Here is a 12435-nt window from a genome sequence, read left to right as displayed (position 1 = left end):
GATCTATCTCGCCTTTACCTTTGGACGGAGCCAAAGTTCGCGTTACGCGTGGGCAGCCGGTGATCCGGGCGAACCGGCCCGGATCACCGCGGTTTCACAGGCGCTGAAGGGCGTCGGGTGCCCGTCAGCCCCGCTTCGGAGGACGTATGTGCATGGTCGCCCCGAGACGGTTCCACAGGTTGATCTGCGCCACCAGCGCGACGAGGTTCGCGGCCTCCTCCGGCTTGAACGCGGCGGTCACCGCGTCCCAGAGTTCGTCGGACACGCCGTCGGGCCGCCTGGTGGCGGCCTCGGCGTAGTCCAGGGCGGCGCGCTCGGCGTCGGTGTAGAGCTCGGACTCCCGCCAGCCCGGGAGCTGGAAGATCCGATCCTGTGTCTCGCCGTGGCCCAGGGCCTCGTGGATGTGCATGTCGATGCAGTAGAGGCAGCCGTTGATCTGCGAGGCGCGGATCTTGACCAGCTCGCGGACCGCGCCGTCCAGGGGTCCCTTCCGGAGCGCCTGCTCCGCCTGGATGAACGCCTTGTACACCTCGGGCGCCAGTTCGTGGATGTTCAAGCGTGACATCGTGCTTCCCTTCCTCGGACTCGTCAGGTTGTCGCCAGGGAGACGGGACAGCACCGGCGAATGTGACGGCTTCGCCGGAAAATCTTCACGGAGAGGCTCAGCGCGCCGGGGCGAGGTGCGCGAGCTTGTCCGGGTTGAGCACCCGGCGGATCGCCAGGATCCGCCCGTCGGGCGCGATGTCGAAGGTGTCGACCAGCGTGGTCCGCTCGTCGCGGCACACCACCAGAGCGAGCTCGCCGCCCACCTCGCGCGGCGCGTGCGGGCCGAACCGGTGCTGCCGGGCCACGCGGAAGAGCACCATGGCGATGCGCTCGCCACCCATGATGACCTTGCGGGCGGCGAAGACCTTGCCGCCGCCGTCGGTGACGTACACCGCGTCCGGATGCAGGAGCTCGACCAGCCCCTTGAGGTCGCCGGCCTCATACGCGGAACGGAACGCCGCGAGCACCCGCTCGCGCTCCTGGCGGCTCGCGCGCGGCTGCTCTTTGATCGCGGCCACCCGGCGCCGCGCCCGCGAGGCGAGCTGGCGGGAGGCCGCGGGGGTGGCCCCGAGGACGTTCGCGATCTGCGCGAACGGCACGTCGAAGACGTCGTGCAGCACGAACGCGACCCGCTCCGGCGGCGTGAGCCGCTCCATGACGAGGAGCATCGCCGTGCTCACCGACTCGTCCACGAGCACCGGCGCGGAGGCGTCCGGGCCGGTCAGCAGCGGCTCGGGCAGCCAGGGGCCGACGTATGTCTCGCGCCGGGCGCGGGCCGAGCGGAGGAGGTCGTAGCACCGGCGGGCGGCCACCGTCACCAGCCAGGCCCGCAGGTCCTCGATCTCGGACAGGTCCGCCGCGGTGGCGCGCAACCACACGTCCTGCACGACGTCCTCGGCGTCGCTGACACTGCCCAGCAGCCGGTAGGCCACCCCGAAGACGGCCGGCCGGTGCCCGATCCACTCTTCCCCGGTCACCCGCCGACCGTACCGGCGACGCCGGACGGCCCGCCGACCGCGTCCTCATGTGGCTCATCTCCTCCTCGACCGGGCGATGGCGATCACGAGGAGGATGAAGACGGTGACCAGCACCAAGAAACCGACCAGGCCGGCGGTGTGGCCGTAGTGCGGCAGGCGCGCCTCCACGGTGAGTGCCTGGGCCACGCCGAAGGCGAGCGGCGGCGAGCAGGCGCGGGATTCGTGAACGATCGCTCTCACCCCCTCTACCTGGTCTACCTGGCCATTCTCCCGGATGCCTCCCGGACGGCGGCGTCGGAGGGCGACCGCCGGGTCAGTGCCCGAGCGCCATCTGGACGATCTTGACGATGACGAGCACCGTGGCGACGGTCAGGTAGAGGCGCAGCACGGCCATGCCCAGCCGGCGCGTCGCGGACAGGACGGGCCTGCCCAGCTCGGCCGGCGGCGGCGTCCGCCAGTCGTCCCGGCCCGTACGGTCGATCGGCACGGCCGCGGAGCGGCGCCGACGTGCGAGGACGTAACCCGTCACGACCGCGCCCGCGGCGGCGCACCCGCCCATGATCATGAAGATCTGGCTCTCGCCGATGCCCGGGAACAGAACGGCGGCGGTGAGGATCACCGACAGGGTGACGAGGACGCCGACGACCAGCGAGGTGAACACGTTGGTGGCCCGGCCGTTGACCCACGGCCCGAGGATCGCCCTGTCGTTGCACAGCAGCAGCAGGAACACCGACGCGCTGGGCAGGAGCACCCCCGCCAGCGCCTGCACGCCCTCGGTGAGCAGGCCGAGGGGCGAGCCGGGGATCAGCACGACGGCCGCCGCGGCGGCGACCAGCCCGGCGTACACCGCGTAGAAGCCCTTGGCGTTCCGGATGCCGCGGTGCAGCGAGTGGTTGAGGTCGAGGACGTCCCCGACGGCGTACGCGGTGGACAGGGAGACCGCGAAGGCGCCGATCACGCAGGCGTCCAGCAGCGCCACGGCGAACAGCGCCCCGGCGACCCGGCCCGCGTACGCCTCAAGACCGTGCGCGATGCCGGCCGAGTCGGTGAAGTTCCCGGCGGCCTCGGTCCCGGCGAACGCGGCGGCGGCGACCCCCATCATGGCCGCCGCGCCGACGATCACCACGGCGATGCCGATCCACAGGTCGGCCTTCTCGTACTTGATGAAGCGCGGCGTGATGCGCTTGTCGATGACGTAGGACTGCTGGAAGAAGAGCTGCCACGGCGCGACCGTCGTGCCGACGACGCCGATGACGAGGAGCATGAGCGGGGCCATGCCGCCGGGGCCCGCGGGCAGCGAGGGCAGCAGGAAGCCGCGGGCCACCTCGGAGGAGGCCGGATGCGCCATGACGTACACGGGCACCAGGAGCAGGGACGCGCCGCAGAGCGCGATCGCGATCCGCTCGAAGCGGCGGAACGAACCGGTGGAGGCGGCCGCCATGATGACCAGCCCGGCGAGGATCACCGACGGGATCTTCGGCAGGCCCAGATAGCCGGCGGCCAGCGTGATGCCGATGAACTCGGTGACCAGGGTGAGCGCATTGAGGATGAACAGGTCGATCACGCTGAACGCGCCCCAGAACCGGCCGAACCGCTCCAGGATGAGCCGGGCGTGCCCGACGCCGGTGACCGCGCCGAGGCGCAGCACCATCTCCTGGTTGACGTACAGCACCGGCACGAGCAGCAGAAGCGTCCACATCAGGGCGGTGCCGTAGTTCTGCCCGGCCTGCCCGTACGTGGCGAACGCGCCGGCGTCGTTGTCGCCGACCATCACGATCAGGCCGGGGCCGATGATCGCCAGCAGCGTCTTGAACTTGGCGGAGAGGCCGGAGGCGGCCGTCTCGCCGTGCCGGATGGTGCCGAGCGCGCCGCGGATGTCGCCCGCGTGGGCGTGGTCCGGCGGCGCGCCGACGCGGCCGGGGGCGGTGAACTCTGTGGCCATGACGAACCCCTCTCGGCCCGGAGCGGGCCAACCGGGGCACGCGTCGCGCCGCCGTCTTCGCGCCTGCCGTACGTGACGGGACCAGGGGAGGGACGCGAGCGGGCGGCTACCGCATGCCGGAGGCGGACGAGGACACGCGAACCTTGAGCCGACTTCGGCTGGGACAGCGTTCGGACACGTCATCACCTCCGTCCGGCCGGGCGCCGCCGTTTCCCGGCGGCGCTGCTTCCAAGACGGGGCCCACCTCGTGACAGGCGGTGCACCCCACATCTCGTAAGAGCTTCGGCACTGCCCGGCGTATGCCCGCGTCCCGCGCGGGAAGCCACCTGGCCTCACCCCTTAAGCCGGGGAAAGGTGTCCTGACCCTGGGCGTCTCTCGACGTCGTGGGGTCAGTGGCCTGTATCCGGACAGACGCCTCACCTAACGAGGTGCCTTTTCCTCAGCGTAGGCCGCCGCGGGTAAAGCGGACAACCCGGACAGGGCGCCGTACGAGCAGGTCAGAGGCGCCCCCACCTGGCGGCTGCGGTTACTCGGGGCTCCTTCGGGGTTCGACGCGCGAACCGGTGTGCTGTCCTTTCCGGTAGTACGTCAGGAACATGTCGACACCCTTGGTGATGAGGTCGTCGGTGAGGCGTGGATCGAGCCTGTCGCCGTAGGCGCTGTGCACGATGTGCGGGTACAGCACCAGCGCATAGAACTGAGTGATCGCCAGCTCCATGTCGGGGATGTCCAGGTCGTCGCGGGCGCCGAGCGCCGCTGCCAGCGGCCCGGCGAAACGGTCGGGCCCTTGCTCGCGCCAGGCGCGGCCGAGCTCGGGGAAGCGCCGCGCCTCGGCGGTGATCAACGCCCGCAGGGCGAGCACCTCGGGCTGGACCAGCCCCTCGACCCAGTCGCGGGCGGTGGCGGTCAGGACCTCACGCAGGTCGTCGCCGGTGCGCAGGCGCTCTTGCATGGCGCGCATGGTCCGGCCGAGCGCCTGTTCGAGCGCATCGTTCACCACCTCGGTGAACAGCTCTTCCTTGCCGGCGAAGTGGTTGTAGACGGTTACCTTCGACACTCCCGCTTCGGCGGCGATGTGGTCCATCCCGATGCCGAAGCCCTGCTCCAGAAAGAGCTTGTGTGCCGCACGCACGATAGCGGCCCGTTTGCGTGTCGCGCGTTCTCCCGATGGGGCGCGTCTGCTCGTCGTGGTCACCTCGCCATCTTATCTGAACTGTACAGTTGAGTTCACCTGTACTGTTCTGTACAGTTCAGTTCAGTTACCCGGTTCGGCCGGGACGTACCGACTCCACGAGAGGTGCTGATGACCGAGTTCAAGATCCTGGGGATCTCCGGGAGCCTGCGGGCCGACTCCTACAACACCGCCCTGCTCCGCGCCGCCCAGAAATTCACGCCCCCCGGGGTCAGCGTGGAGATCTATGACCGGTTGCGCGACATCCCGCCGTATGACCTGGACCTGGACACCCCGCACGGTAGGCCGGTCGCCGCGCAGGACCTTCGCGACAAGGTCAACGCCGCCGACGGCCTGCTGATCGTGACACCGGAGTTCAACTACTCCATCCCCGGCGTGCTCAAGAACGCCATCGACTGGGCCAGCACCGACTGGACGGGCGCCGAGGGAGCTCCCCTGCTGCGCAAGCCCGTCGCCGTCGCCGGCGCCTCTCCGACCAACTTCGGTTCCGTGCGTGCCCAGCTCGCGCTGCGCCAGGTGTTCGTGTGGACCGACTCCGACGTCGTCGTCAAACCCGAGCTCATCGTCTTCCGCGCGCACGAACGCTTCGACGAGGCGGGCAACCTCATCGACGAGACGACCATCCGCCTGCTGCAGGACCTGCTGAACGCCTTGGCCGCCAAGATGAAGGGAGAGTGACCGTGACTGTTCACGGTATGGTCGCCGCCGGGTTCGATGAGGTCCGGCAGGTCTTCGCGACCCTCGCCGCAGAGGAGGACGGACTCGGCGCGCAACTCGCCGTCCGCCACCACGGCCGTCAGGTCGTGGACCTGTGGACCGGCCCGGACCTGAGCGGCGACTCGCTGCTGGCCCTGTACTCCTCTGGCAAGGGCGCGGCGCACCTGGTCGTGGCGCTGCTGGTACAGGACGGGACCCTGGATCTCGACCGGCGCGTCGCCGACTACTGGCCGGAGTTCGCCGCCGAAGGCAAGGGCGAGATAACCCTGCGGGACCTGCTCGCGCACCGCGCGGGGGTGATCGGTGTGGAAGGCGGCTTCAGTGCGGCAGAGTTGGCCGACGACAAATTGCTCGCCCAACGGCTGGCCGGACAGCGACCCTACTGGCGGCCGGGCAGCGCCTATGGCTACCACGCGTTCGTCATCGGGGCACTGACCGGCGAGGTGGTGCGCCGAGTCACCGGCCGGTCCACGCAAGAGCTGTACGAAGAGCGAGTGCGCGCCCCCTACGGGCTGGATTTCTATCTCGGCCTCCCCGAAGAGCAGGAGCCGCGCTACCTGCCGGTGCAGCCGCTGGCGCCGGCCAAGCAGGCCCTGGCCGGCCCGATCGCCTCGGACAGCCTGATGGGCATCGCCTTCAACCAGAACGCGACCCCACCCACGGACCTGGTCGAGTTCGCCAACACCCGGGCCGTCCGGGCGCTCGGCCCCACCTCGGCCGGGAGCGTGGGGAACGCGCGCGGGCTCGCCACGCTGTACGCCGCGGCCATCGGCGAGGTCGACGGGCGACCCCCGCTGCTCAACGCCGCGACCCTGGCCGAGTTCACCAAGCCGCACACACCCGGCGTGGACGCGGTGACCGGCGAACGCGACCACTTCCTGCTCGGCTTCGAGTCCGTGGGGGTCCTTTATCCGGAGCTGGGCGCCGATTCCTTCGGCCACAGCGGCGCCGTGGGCGCCCAGTCCTTCGCCGACCCGGGCAGCGGCATCGCCTACAGCTACACCCGTCGCCGCTTCACGATCGGCGACGGTGGTGCCGCCCCGGAAAACCGCCGCCTGATCGGGGCCGTCATGCGCGTGATCGGCTCCCGGAGCGTATCGGGAGGATCGTGACGGTAGGCGCTGACGGGTGACCAGGATCCGGCGAACGCCCTTGACGGGCTAATCGAGCCCAGCTACCCGACATAAGCCTGAATATTAGATCAAAGACTCCTGTGCGTCAGGATGTAAAAGGATCCCGGGATATGTACGGATCGAGGGCGTTTGGCCGGGTGCTGCTGTGTCGTCTGCTGGTGGTCACGTGGGTTTCGCCGCTTTCTCGCGCGAGCGCGCGGGGGTCTATGCCTCCAGCGCATTGAGCAGTTCGGGGAGGTCGGCGAAGGAGTCGATGACGTGGTCAGGGGGCGGGTCGGCGAGTTCGTGCGCGCGCGGCAGGTACTTGCCCGTGCGGACGAGGATGCCGCCGATCCCGCAGCGCTGCGCGGCGAGGACGTCCGCCTGCACGTCGTCGCCGACCATGGCCGACTCGGCCGGGCTCACTCCGAGCGCGCCGAGCGCCGCGGTGAAGAAGGCCGGCGACGGCTTGCCCACGACCTCGGCCGCCACCCCGGCGGCCTGTTCCAGACCGACGAGGAAGGCTCCGCTGTCGAGTCGCAGCCCCTCGTCGGTGCGCCAGTAGAGGTTGCGCGCCATGGCCACCAGCCGGGCCCCGCCGAGCAGGTGCGCGAACGCTCGGTTGAGCGCCTCATAGCCGAACTCGGGACCGGCGCCGCCTACGATCACCACGTCGGGGTCGTCCTCGACCAGTTTCACCCCGGGAAGGTCCTCGCGGATGTCCCCACTGTTCAGCAGCGTGCAGCGCGCCCCCGGATAGCGCGACGCCAGGTAGGAGGCCGTGACGGCGGGCGCGGTGACGATGTCGTCCGGACTGACGGAGAACCCGGCGTCGGCCAGCGTCCGCGCCAGCCACCCCCGGGTATGCGAGGTGGTGTTGGTGACGAGCGCGATCGCCCTGCCGCGGTCGCGCAGCCGCGACAGGGCGTCGACCGCGCCCGGTATCGGCCGCCAGGAGATGGTGAGGACGCCGTCGATGTCGATCAGGACGGCCTTGACCACGGTCATCTCTCGACGGTAACCCCGTGTCGTCCGATCACCGCGCGCAGTTGGTGCGCGGCCGGTAGGTGTACCAGCCGGTGGGGCTGGTGGAGTCGGTCTGCTCAGCCCGGACCGTCCAGTCCTGCAAGGACGAGCCGTCGCAGGGCTGGCCGCCGCTCGTCGGGGCCGCGTTGTCGACGTCACCCAATCGCAACGGACAGCGCCATTTCAACTACCGAGAGTGACTGTCTGTCAAGTGTCTCGCTCCCTTCAGGAGCCAGGGCGGGCCTCCGAGGGTGATTCGGTCGACAGCCGTGGGCGTCCCACCGCCGACGGCTATCTCCCGCTCTCCCGGGCCTCGGGGCGGCGCACGGTGATCGCGAGCAGCACCGGGCCGTCCCGTCGCGTGCCGCACCCCGGCTTGCCGTCGTCACCGAGGGCGCAGCCGCCGCAGCCGCCGCTCGGACAGGCGGCCGCGATGTCGTCGGCGGAGAGGCGGCCCTTGCGGATCCAGTAGGCGACCATGGCGTCGACCTCGTCGCGGCCGATCTCCAGCCGTCGGGCGATCTCGTCCAGGCTCGTCCCGCCGCGGGCCGCGGTGATCTCTTCGAGGACCCTGCGCAGCGCGCTCACAGGAAGAGGCTTCCTATTTGGAACACCGCCACCGCCAGCAGCCAGGCCAGCGTGAGCTGCATCCCGATGCCGAAGAGGGTGAGCCGTCCGCCGATCTCGGCACGCTGGGCGGCCACGGTCGTCATGCACGGCGTGTAGGCGAGCAGGAACACCAGAAACGCCAGCACGGCGGGGATCGGATGGCCGTTCGAGGTCTGCTCGATGGTGGCCCGCAGGGCGGCCCCGAGCCCGCCCGGTTCGTTCCCGTCAGCCGGTTCGCCCATGCTGTACGTCTGGGCCATCGTGGAGACCACGGCCTCCTTGGCGACGAACCCGGTGATCAGGGCGGCGGAGGCGTGCCAGTCGCCGAACCCGGCGGGGGCGAAGGCGGGGGCGACGGCGTGCGAGGCGGCGCCGAAAACGCTGTGCTCGATCGGCGTGCGGCCGAACGAGCCCTGGCCTCCGAACGGGATCGACGAGAACAGCCACACGAGCGTGACCGTGGCGACGATGATCCCGCTGGCCGTCTTCAGGAAGGCCTGCAGCTTGAGCCACGTCTGCGCGCCGATCACCCGTACGGCGGGCAGACGGTACGGCGGCAGGTCGAGGACGAGCGGCTCCTCGGCCATGCCGCGGAAGAGGGTGCCGCGCAGCACAAGGCCCATCCCGATCACCAGGGCGATCGACAACACATACATCGCGAAGACGACCGTGCCGGCGGCGCTGCCGAAGAAGGCGGTCGCCACGAGTACGTAGACGGTGAGCCGGGCGCTGCAGGTGACGAACGGGATCAGCAGGCCGGTCAGGAGGCGGTGCCGCCGGTCGGACAGGATGCGGGTGCCGGCCAGGGCGGGCACGTTGCAGCCGAAGCCGACGATCAACGGGAGGAACGCGCGACCGGGCAGGCCGATGAGCCGCATGAGCCGGTCGACGACGAACGCCGCCCTGGCCAGATAGCCGGAGTCCTCCAGCACGGACAGCAGCACGAACATGATGGCCATCAGGGGGACGAAGGAGAGCACCTGCCCGACGCCCGAGACGAGGCCGTTCATCACGAGGCCCCGGATCGCGTCGCCTGCCCCCATCGCGTCCAGCAGGCGGCCCGCCCCTGTGGCGACCGGGCCGTCGAAGAGCCCCTGGAGGCCGGTCATGAGCGGCTCCGCCACGGTCGTGGTGAGGACGAACACCGCCCACATGACGCCCAGGAAGATCGGCGGCCCGACCCACCGGGAGGTCAGCACCCGATCAACCCGGTCCGACCAGGTGGCGTGCCCGGCGCTGTTTCGGGTCACGACGTCCGCGATCACCTCGTGCACCCACGCGTAGCGCTGCTCGGCGATCAGGAGCTCCGGGTCGTCCAGATCGTCGTCCGTGTTCAGGGCGGTGCCGAGGGCGCGTGCGGCGGCGGTGGTTTCCTCCGGGACGCCGGGCACGGGCTCTCCCGCGAGCAGGGCGATCGACAGCCAGCGGGCCGGATAGCGGGCGGCGGCTTCGCCGGGCACCTCGGCGGTGACCGACTCCAGCGCGGCCTCCAGGTCGGCGCCCAGGACGGGTACGGCCGGCCGGCGGGGAGCGGCCAGGGCCTCCCCGATCACGCGGCCGAGTTCGTCCACACCCTCGCCTCGGCGGGGCACGACGGGCACGACGGGCGCGCCGACAAGCTCGGCCAGCCGTCCGGCGTCGATGCGGATGCCTCGGCTCTTCGCGATGTCGACCATGGTGAGCGCGACGACGAGCGGCACGCCCGTCTCCATCACCTGGGCGAGCAGGTAGAGGTTCCGCGCGAGGTTGGCGGCGTCGACAGTGATCACGACGAGGTCGGGACGGCCGTCCATGCCCCGGTCGACGAGCAGGTCCCTGGTCAGCGCCTCATCGGGGGAACCGGGCAGCAGGCTGTACGTGCCGGGCAGGTCGATGAGCGTGATGTCGCCGTGGGGCGAGCGCCAGGTGCCCTGCGCCACGCTCACGGTCTTGCCGGGCCAGTTGCCGATCCGCTGCCGTGCGCCGGTGAGCATGTTGAAGAGGGTCGATTTGCCCACGTTGGGATTGCCGACGAGAGCGACCCGCGGGTCGCCCGCATTGACGTTGCCGGGGGCGTCGTCCTCGCAGCAGGGCTTGGTCAGCAGAGTCTTGGTGAGCGGTCGCTCATTCACCGGCCGGCTCCACGACCAGTGTCGTGGCCGTGAGGGCGTCGACGGCCACCCGGCCGTCACCGAGGGCCAGGACGAGCCCGCCGTGCATGCCCCGGTTCAGCACCGACAGCACCGCACCCGGCACGAATCCCAACTCGGCCAGTCGGCGGCGATGTCGTCGGTCACCCGTCACCCGGCTCAGCCGCATCAATGCACCTCTGGCGAACTCACCAGGTCCCATGACAACCTCCCTGCCTGAGGTTATCTAAGGTTAGCTTCGCCTAACACCCGGGGATGGGTGCGGCAGATGGGGCCGGACATCCGCGGGCAACTCGGTGGATATCGGGTCGGCACACTGCGGTCGTCCAGGACGACGACACGGGACTGCTCGTGCACGGGGGCGCACGGGGCCCTTGACGATGGCTGCGGTGCGGGCTTGGTCAGTTCGCCAGGAAGTCGCGGACCAGCCGCTCATACCGGGGCCGGTCGGTGTTCCATCCCTCCGTGTGCCCGCCTGCCGTGAACTCCTCCAGGCGGATCGGCCAGCCCAGGCGTTTGCCGACCGCGGCCAAGTCGCGTGACTCGCTTATGGGGTGCTCCTCGTCGGCCAAGGTGTGGATCACCAGCATCGGCGGGCGGGCCTTCGGCGGGTTGGCGATCAGGCTGAGCCGGTCGGCGTCGACGCCGGTGCGCCACTCGACGACCAGGCTGGACAGTCGTCCCAGGAAACCGGGGAAGTTGACCCGCCTGGCACCCTGCTCCGCTGTCGTGACCAGGTCGGACATGGGGGCGTCCAGCACGACCCGGTCGACCGTTCCGGCCAGGGAGGACTCGCGCAGGAACTGGCCGATGACCGTACCGCCCATCGAAGTCCCGTATAGGACGAAGCGGCGCGCTCCTCGTTCCCGCGCTGCGTGAAGAGCGGCCTCGAGATCGCGCCACTCAGTGTCCCCGAGGTGCAGCAGTCCATCGGGAGAGGGCGGCGCGCCTTCGTCGTTGCGATAGCTGATGACGAGGAAGGGCAGGTCCAACTCGCGTAGGGCCGGAAGGATCTTCAGTTCGGCCTTGCGCCGGCCGTTCTGACCGTGCACTGCGACGACCCAGGTGTCTCCCTTGCCGGGCACGTACCAGGCGGGAGCCGGACCCAGCTCCGTGGGCACCATGAACTCGGTGAATCCAACGCCCCAGCTGACCTGCGGGTCACCGGGCGGGACCGCGGTGAAGTAGCCGGGTGTGCCGACCGATGGGACGGCTCCGCGCAGCACCTGACGCGTCACCAGGCCGGGGGCCCGCGACACCACCTCGCCCAGCATGGTGGAGGCGCCGGACCACTCCAGCCAGTAGACGCCCGGCCTGGTCGTCTCCGGGGTCTCGGTCAGCGTCACCGCGCCGGGCCGTCCGGCCAGGACGTTGGTGTTGTCGCTGCCGTAGTGCACCACGCCGATGGCCTGCTGGCTGCCGTACCAGGCGCCGTAGCCCGTGCCACCCGCCAACAGGGCCACGGTCACCGTGGCGCCGATCCACCACTTACGCCTTGACGCCATCGAGGATCCTTTTCGCCGTTCGTTCACACAGCGCGCGGAAGTCGTCCTCGGGCAGCCCGATTCGGCCACCGAGGTAGAGGTGAACGAGGCCCTGGATGCTCGCGGTGAGCGCCAGCGTGACCTCTAGGGGGTCGTCTTCCTTGAGCAGGCCGAGGCGCATGCCCTCCTCGATGATCGACACCGTCGGGGTGAAGGCGGGTGAGGCGCCTCCGGCGAAGTCGTCGGGGAAGCGGCGGGCTTGTTCCCTCTGGTCGGTCATCAGGTACGTGTACAAGTGCGGGGTGCTCAGCGCGAAGTCGAGGAAGTCGTGCATCAGACCGAGCGCTCTGCTCTCCCAGTCGCCGCCCTCGGCCCGCCTTCCCCAGCCGGCGGCCAGTTCCTGGAAGGCGTCGGCCACCACGGTGTCCAGCAGGACCTGGCGGTTCGGATAGTGCTTGTAGATCGCCATCGCGGTCACGCCGACGGCGTCGGCCACGCGGCGCATGGTCACCGCGGAGGCGCCCTCGGCCACAAGGATCTCGCGGGCCGCCTGTATGATCTTGTCGGCCGTCTTCATGTATACAGCGTATACCGCATTGAGTGTCTGCGGAGGTTGTGTAGATGTGAACGTTTGGCGGGCAGCGCACTAGGCAATCGGCACTGGCGCTGGGAACATCCAACGTGGGCCCTTGGTGAGCTC

The 12435-nt window shown here is 70.1% G+C and carries 14 protein-coding genes and 1 riboswitch; of the genes, 2 read left to right on the top strand and 12 right to left on the bottom strand.

The annotated features are described in order from the left end of the window. Positions 1 to 124: 124 nt before the first annotated feature. The 5 genes from AWQ71_RS33025 to AWQ71_RS33005 form a co-directional block, all read right to left on the bottom strand. A complete protein-coding gene (locus tag AWQ71_RS33025) occupies positions 125 to 565 on the bottom strand; it encodes a carboxymuconolactone decarboxylase family protein (protein ID WP_067140913.1) in 441 nt (146 codons plus the stop codon). A 97-nt stretch (positions 566 to 662) separates the two neighbouring features. Further along, the gene (sigJ, locus tag AWQ71_RS33020) at positions 663 to 1523 is read right to left on the bottom strand and encodes an RNA polymerase sigma factor SigJ (RefSeq protein ID WP_067140911.1); all 861 of its coding nucleotides are present in this window, start codon (positions 1521 to 1523) and stop codon (positions 663 to 665) included. Between the two features lie 54 nt (positions 1524 to 1577). Next, positions 1578 to 1763, bottom strand: a complete 186-nt coding sequence (locus tag AWQ71_RS33015) for a hypothetical protein (RefSeq protein WP_067140908.1) — start codon at positions 1761 to 1763, stop codon at positions 1578 to 1580. 73 nt (positions 1764 to 1836) lie between these two features. Continuing rightward, positions 1837 to 3465, bottom strand: coding sequence for an Nramp family divalent metal transporter (locus AWQ71_RS33010; RefSeq protein ID WP_067140905.1), 1629 nt, complete (start codon positions 3463 to 3465; stop codon positions 1837 to 1839). A 261-nt stretch (positions 3466 to 3726) separates the two neighbouring features. Further along, positions 3727 to 3901, bottom strand: a riboswitch (M-box (ykoK) riboswitch). 91 nt (positions 3902 to 3992) lie between these two features. Then, positions 3993 to 4661 (bottom strand): TetR/AcrR family transcriptional regulator, encoded by a 669-nt coding sequence (locus AWQ71_RS33005; protein WP_067140902.1) that lies wholly within the window; start codon positions 4659 to 4661, stop codon positions 3993 to 3995. A gap of 108 nt (positions 4662 to 4769) precedes the next feature. Here AWQ71_RS33005 and AWQ71_RS33000 point away from each other — a divergent pair, with 108 nt between their 5' ends. Continuing rightward, positions 4770 to 5336 carry an NADPH-dependent FMN reductase gene (locus AWQ71_RS33000; RefSeq protein WP_067140995.1) on the top strand — a complete coding sequence of 189 codons (567 nt, stop codon included), beginning with the start codon at positions 4770 to 4772 and terminating at the stop codon, positions 5334 to 5336. Between the two features lie 2 nt (positions 5337 to 5338). Continuing rightward, positions 5339 to 6487 (top strand): serine hydrolase domain-containing protein, encoded by a 1149-nt coding sequence (locus tag AWQ71_RS32995; protein WP_218002059.1) that lies wholly within the window; start codon positions 5339 to 5341, stop codon positions 6485 to 6487. Between the two features lie 225 nt (positions 6488 to 6712). Here the strand turns inward: AWQ71_RS32995 and AWQ71_RS32990 are convergent, their stop codons facing one another. The 7 genes from AWQ71_RS32990 to AWQ71_RS32965 form a co-directional block, all read right to left on the bottom strand. After that, entirely contained in the window at positions 6713 to 7495 is a 783-nt protein-coding gene (locus tag AWQ71_RS32990) for a TIGR01458 family HAD-type hydrolase (protein WP_067140897.1), read from the bottom strand. A 28-nt stretch (positions 7496 to 7523) separates the two neighbouring features. Further along, complete coding sequence (locus tag AWQ71_RS42160; RefSeq protein WP_157570724.1) at positions 7524 to 7682, bottom strand: hypothetical protein; 159 nt, start codon at positions 7680 to 7682, stop codon at positions 7524 to 7526. A gap of 122 nt (positions 7683 to 7804) precedes the next feature. After that, entirely contained in the window at positions 7805 to 8101 is a 297-nt protein-coding gene (locus AWQ71_RS32985; protein WP_067140894.1) for a FeoC-like transcriptional regulator, read from the bottom strand. Then, positions 8098 to 10233 carry a ferrous iron transport protein B gene (feoB, locus tag AWQ71_RS32980; protein WP_067140891.1) on the bottom strand — a complete coding sequence of 712 codons (2136 nt, stop codon included), beginning with the start codon at positions 10231 to 10233 and terminating at the stop codon, positions 8098 to 8100. The genes AWQ71_RS32985 and feoB overlap by 4 nt, the downstream gene beginning before the upstream one ends. Beyond that, the gene (locus AWQ71_RS32975; protein WP_067140888.1) at positions 10226 to 10453 is read right to left on the bottom strand and encodes a FeoA family protein; all 228 of its coding nucleotides are present in this window, start codon (positions 10451 to 10453) and stop codon (positions 10226 to 10228) included. Before AWQ71_RS32975 ends, feoB begins: the two co-directional genes overlap by 8 nt. 199 nt (positions 10454 to 10652) lie before the next feature. Further along, on the bottom strand, positions 10653 to 11756 hold the full coding sequence (locus AWQ71_RS32970) for an alpha/beta hydrolase family protein (protein ID WP_067140885.1): 1104 nt from the start codon (positions 11754 to 11756) through the stop codon (positions 10653 to 10655). Continuing rightward, complete coding sequence (locus AWQ71_RS32965) at positions 11740 to 12312, bottom strand: TetR/AcrR family transcriptional regulator (RefSeq protein WP_067140882.1); 573 nt, start codon at positions 12310 to 12312, stop codon at positions 11740 to 11742. Before AWQ71_RS32965 ends, AWQ71_RS32970 begins: the two co-directional genes overlap by 17 nt. Positions 12313 to 12435: the final 123 nt, after the last annotated feature.

The organism is Microtetraspora malaysiensis (assembly GCF_001528665.1).
GTDB classification, from domain to species: domain Bacteria; phylum Actinomycetota; class Actinomycetes; order Streptosporangiales; family Streptosporangiaceae; genus Microtetraspora_A; species Microtetraspora_A malaysiensis.
The sequence above is the reverse complement of the archived record's forward strand: the minus strand, read 5'-3'. Positions and strand labels throughout refer to the sequence as shown.

What these genes read in the sequence shown, in the direction of transcription:
- AWQ71_RS33025 (WP_067140913.1), bottom strand. Translation starts at nt 565, where the DNA reads ATGTCACGCTTGAACATCCACGAACTGGCGCCCGAGGTGTACAAGGCG.
- AWQ71_RS33010 (WP_067140905.1), bottom strand. Translation starts at nt 3,465, where the DNA reads ATGGCCACAGAGTTCACCGCCCCCGGCCGCGTCGGCGCGCCGCCGGAC.
- AWQ71_RS32990 (WP_067140897.1), bottom strand. Translation starts at nt 7,495, where the DNA reads ATGACCGTGGTCAAGGCCGTCCTGATCGACATCGACGGCGTCCTCACC.
- AWQ71_RS32970 (WP_067140885.1), bottom strand. Translation starts at nt 11,756, where the DNA reads ATGGCGTCAAGGCGTAAGTGGTGGATCGGCGCCACGGTGACCGTGGCC.
- AWQ71_RS32965 (WP_067140882.1), bottom strand. Translation starts at nt 12,312, where the DNA reads ATGAAGACGGCCGACAAGATCATACAGGCGGCCCGCGAGATCCTTGTG.
- AWQ71_RS33000 (WP_067140995.1), top strand. Translation starts at nt 4,770, where the DNA reads ATGACCGAGTTCAAGATCCTGGGGATCTCCGGGAGCCTGCGGGCCGAC.
- AWQ71_RS32975 (WP_067140888.1), bottom strand. Translation starts at nt 10,453, where the DNA reads ATGGGACCTGGTGAGTTCGCCAGAGGTGCATTGATGCGGCTGAGCCGG.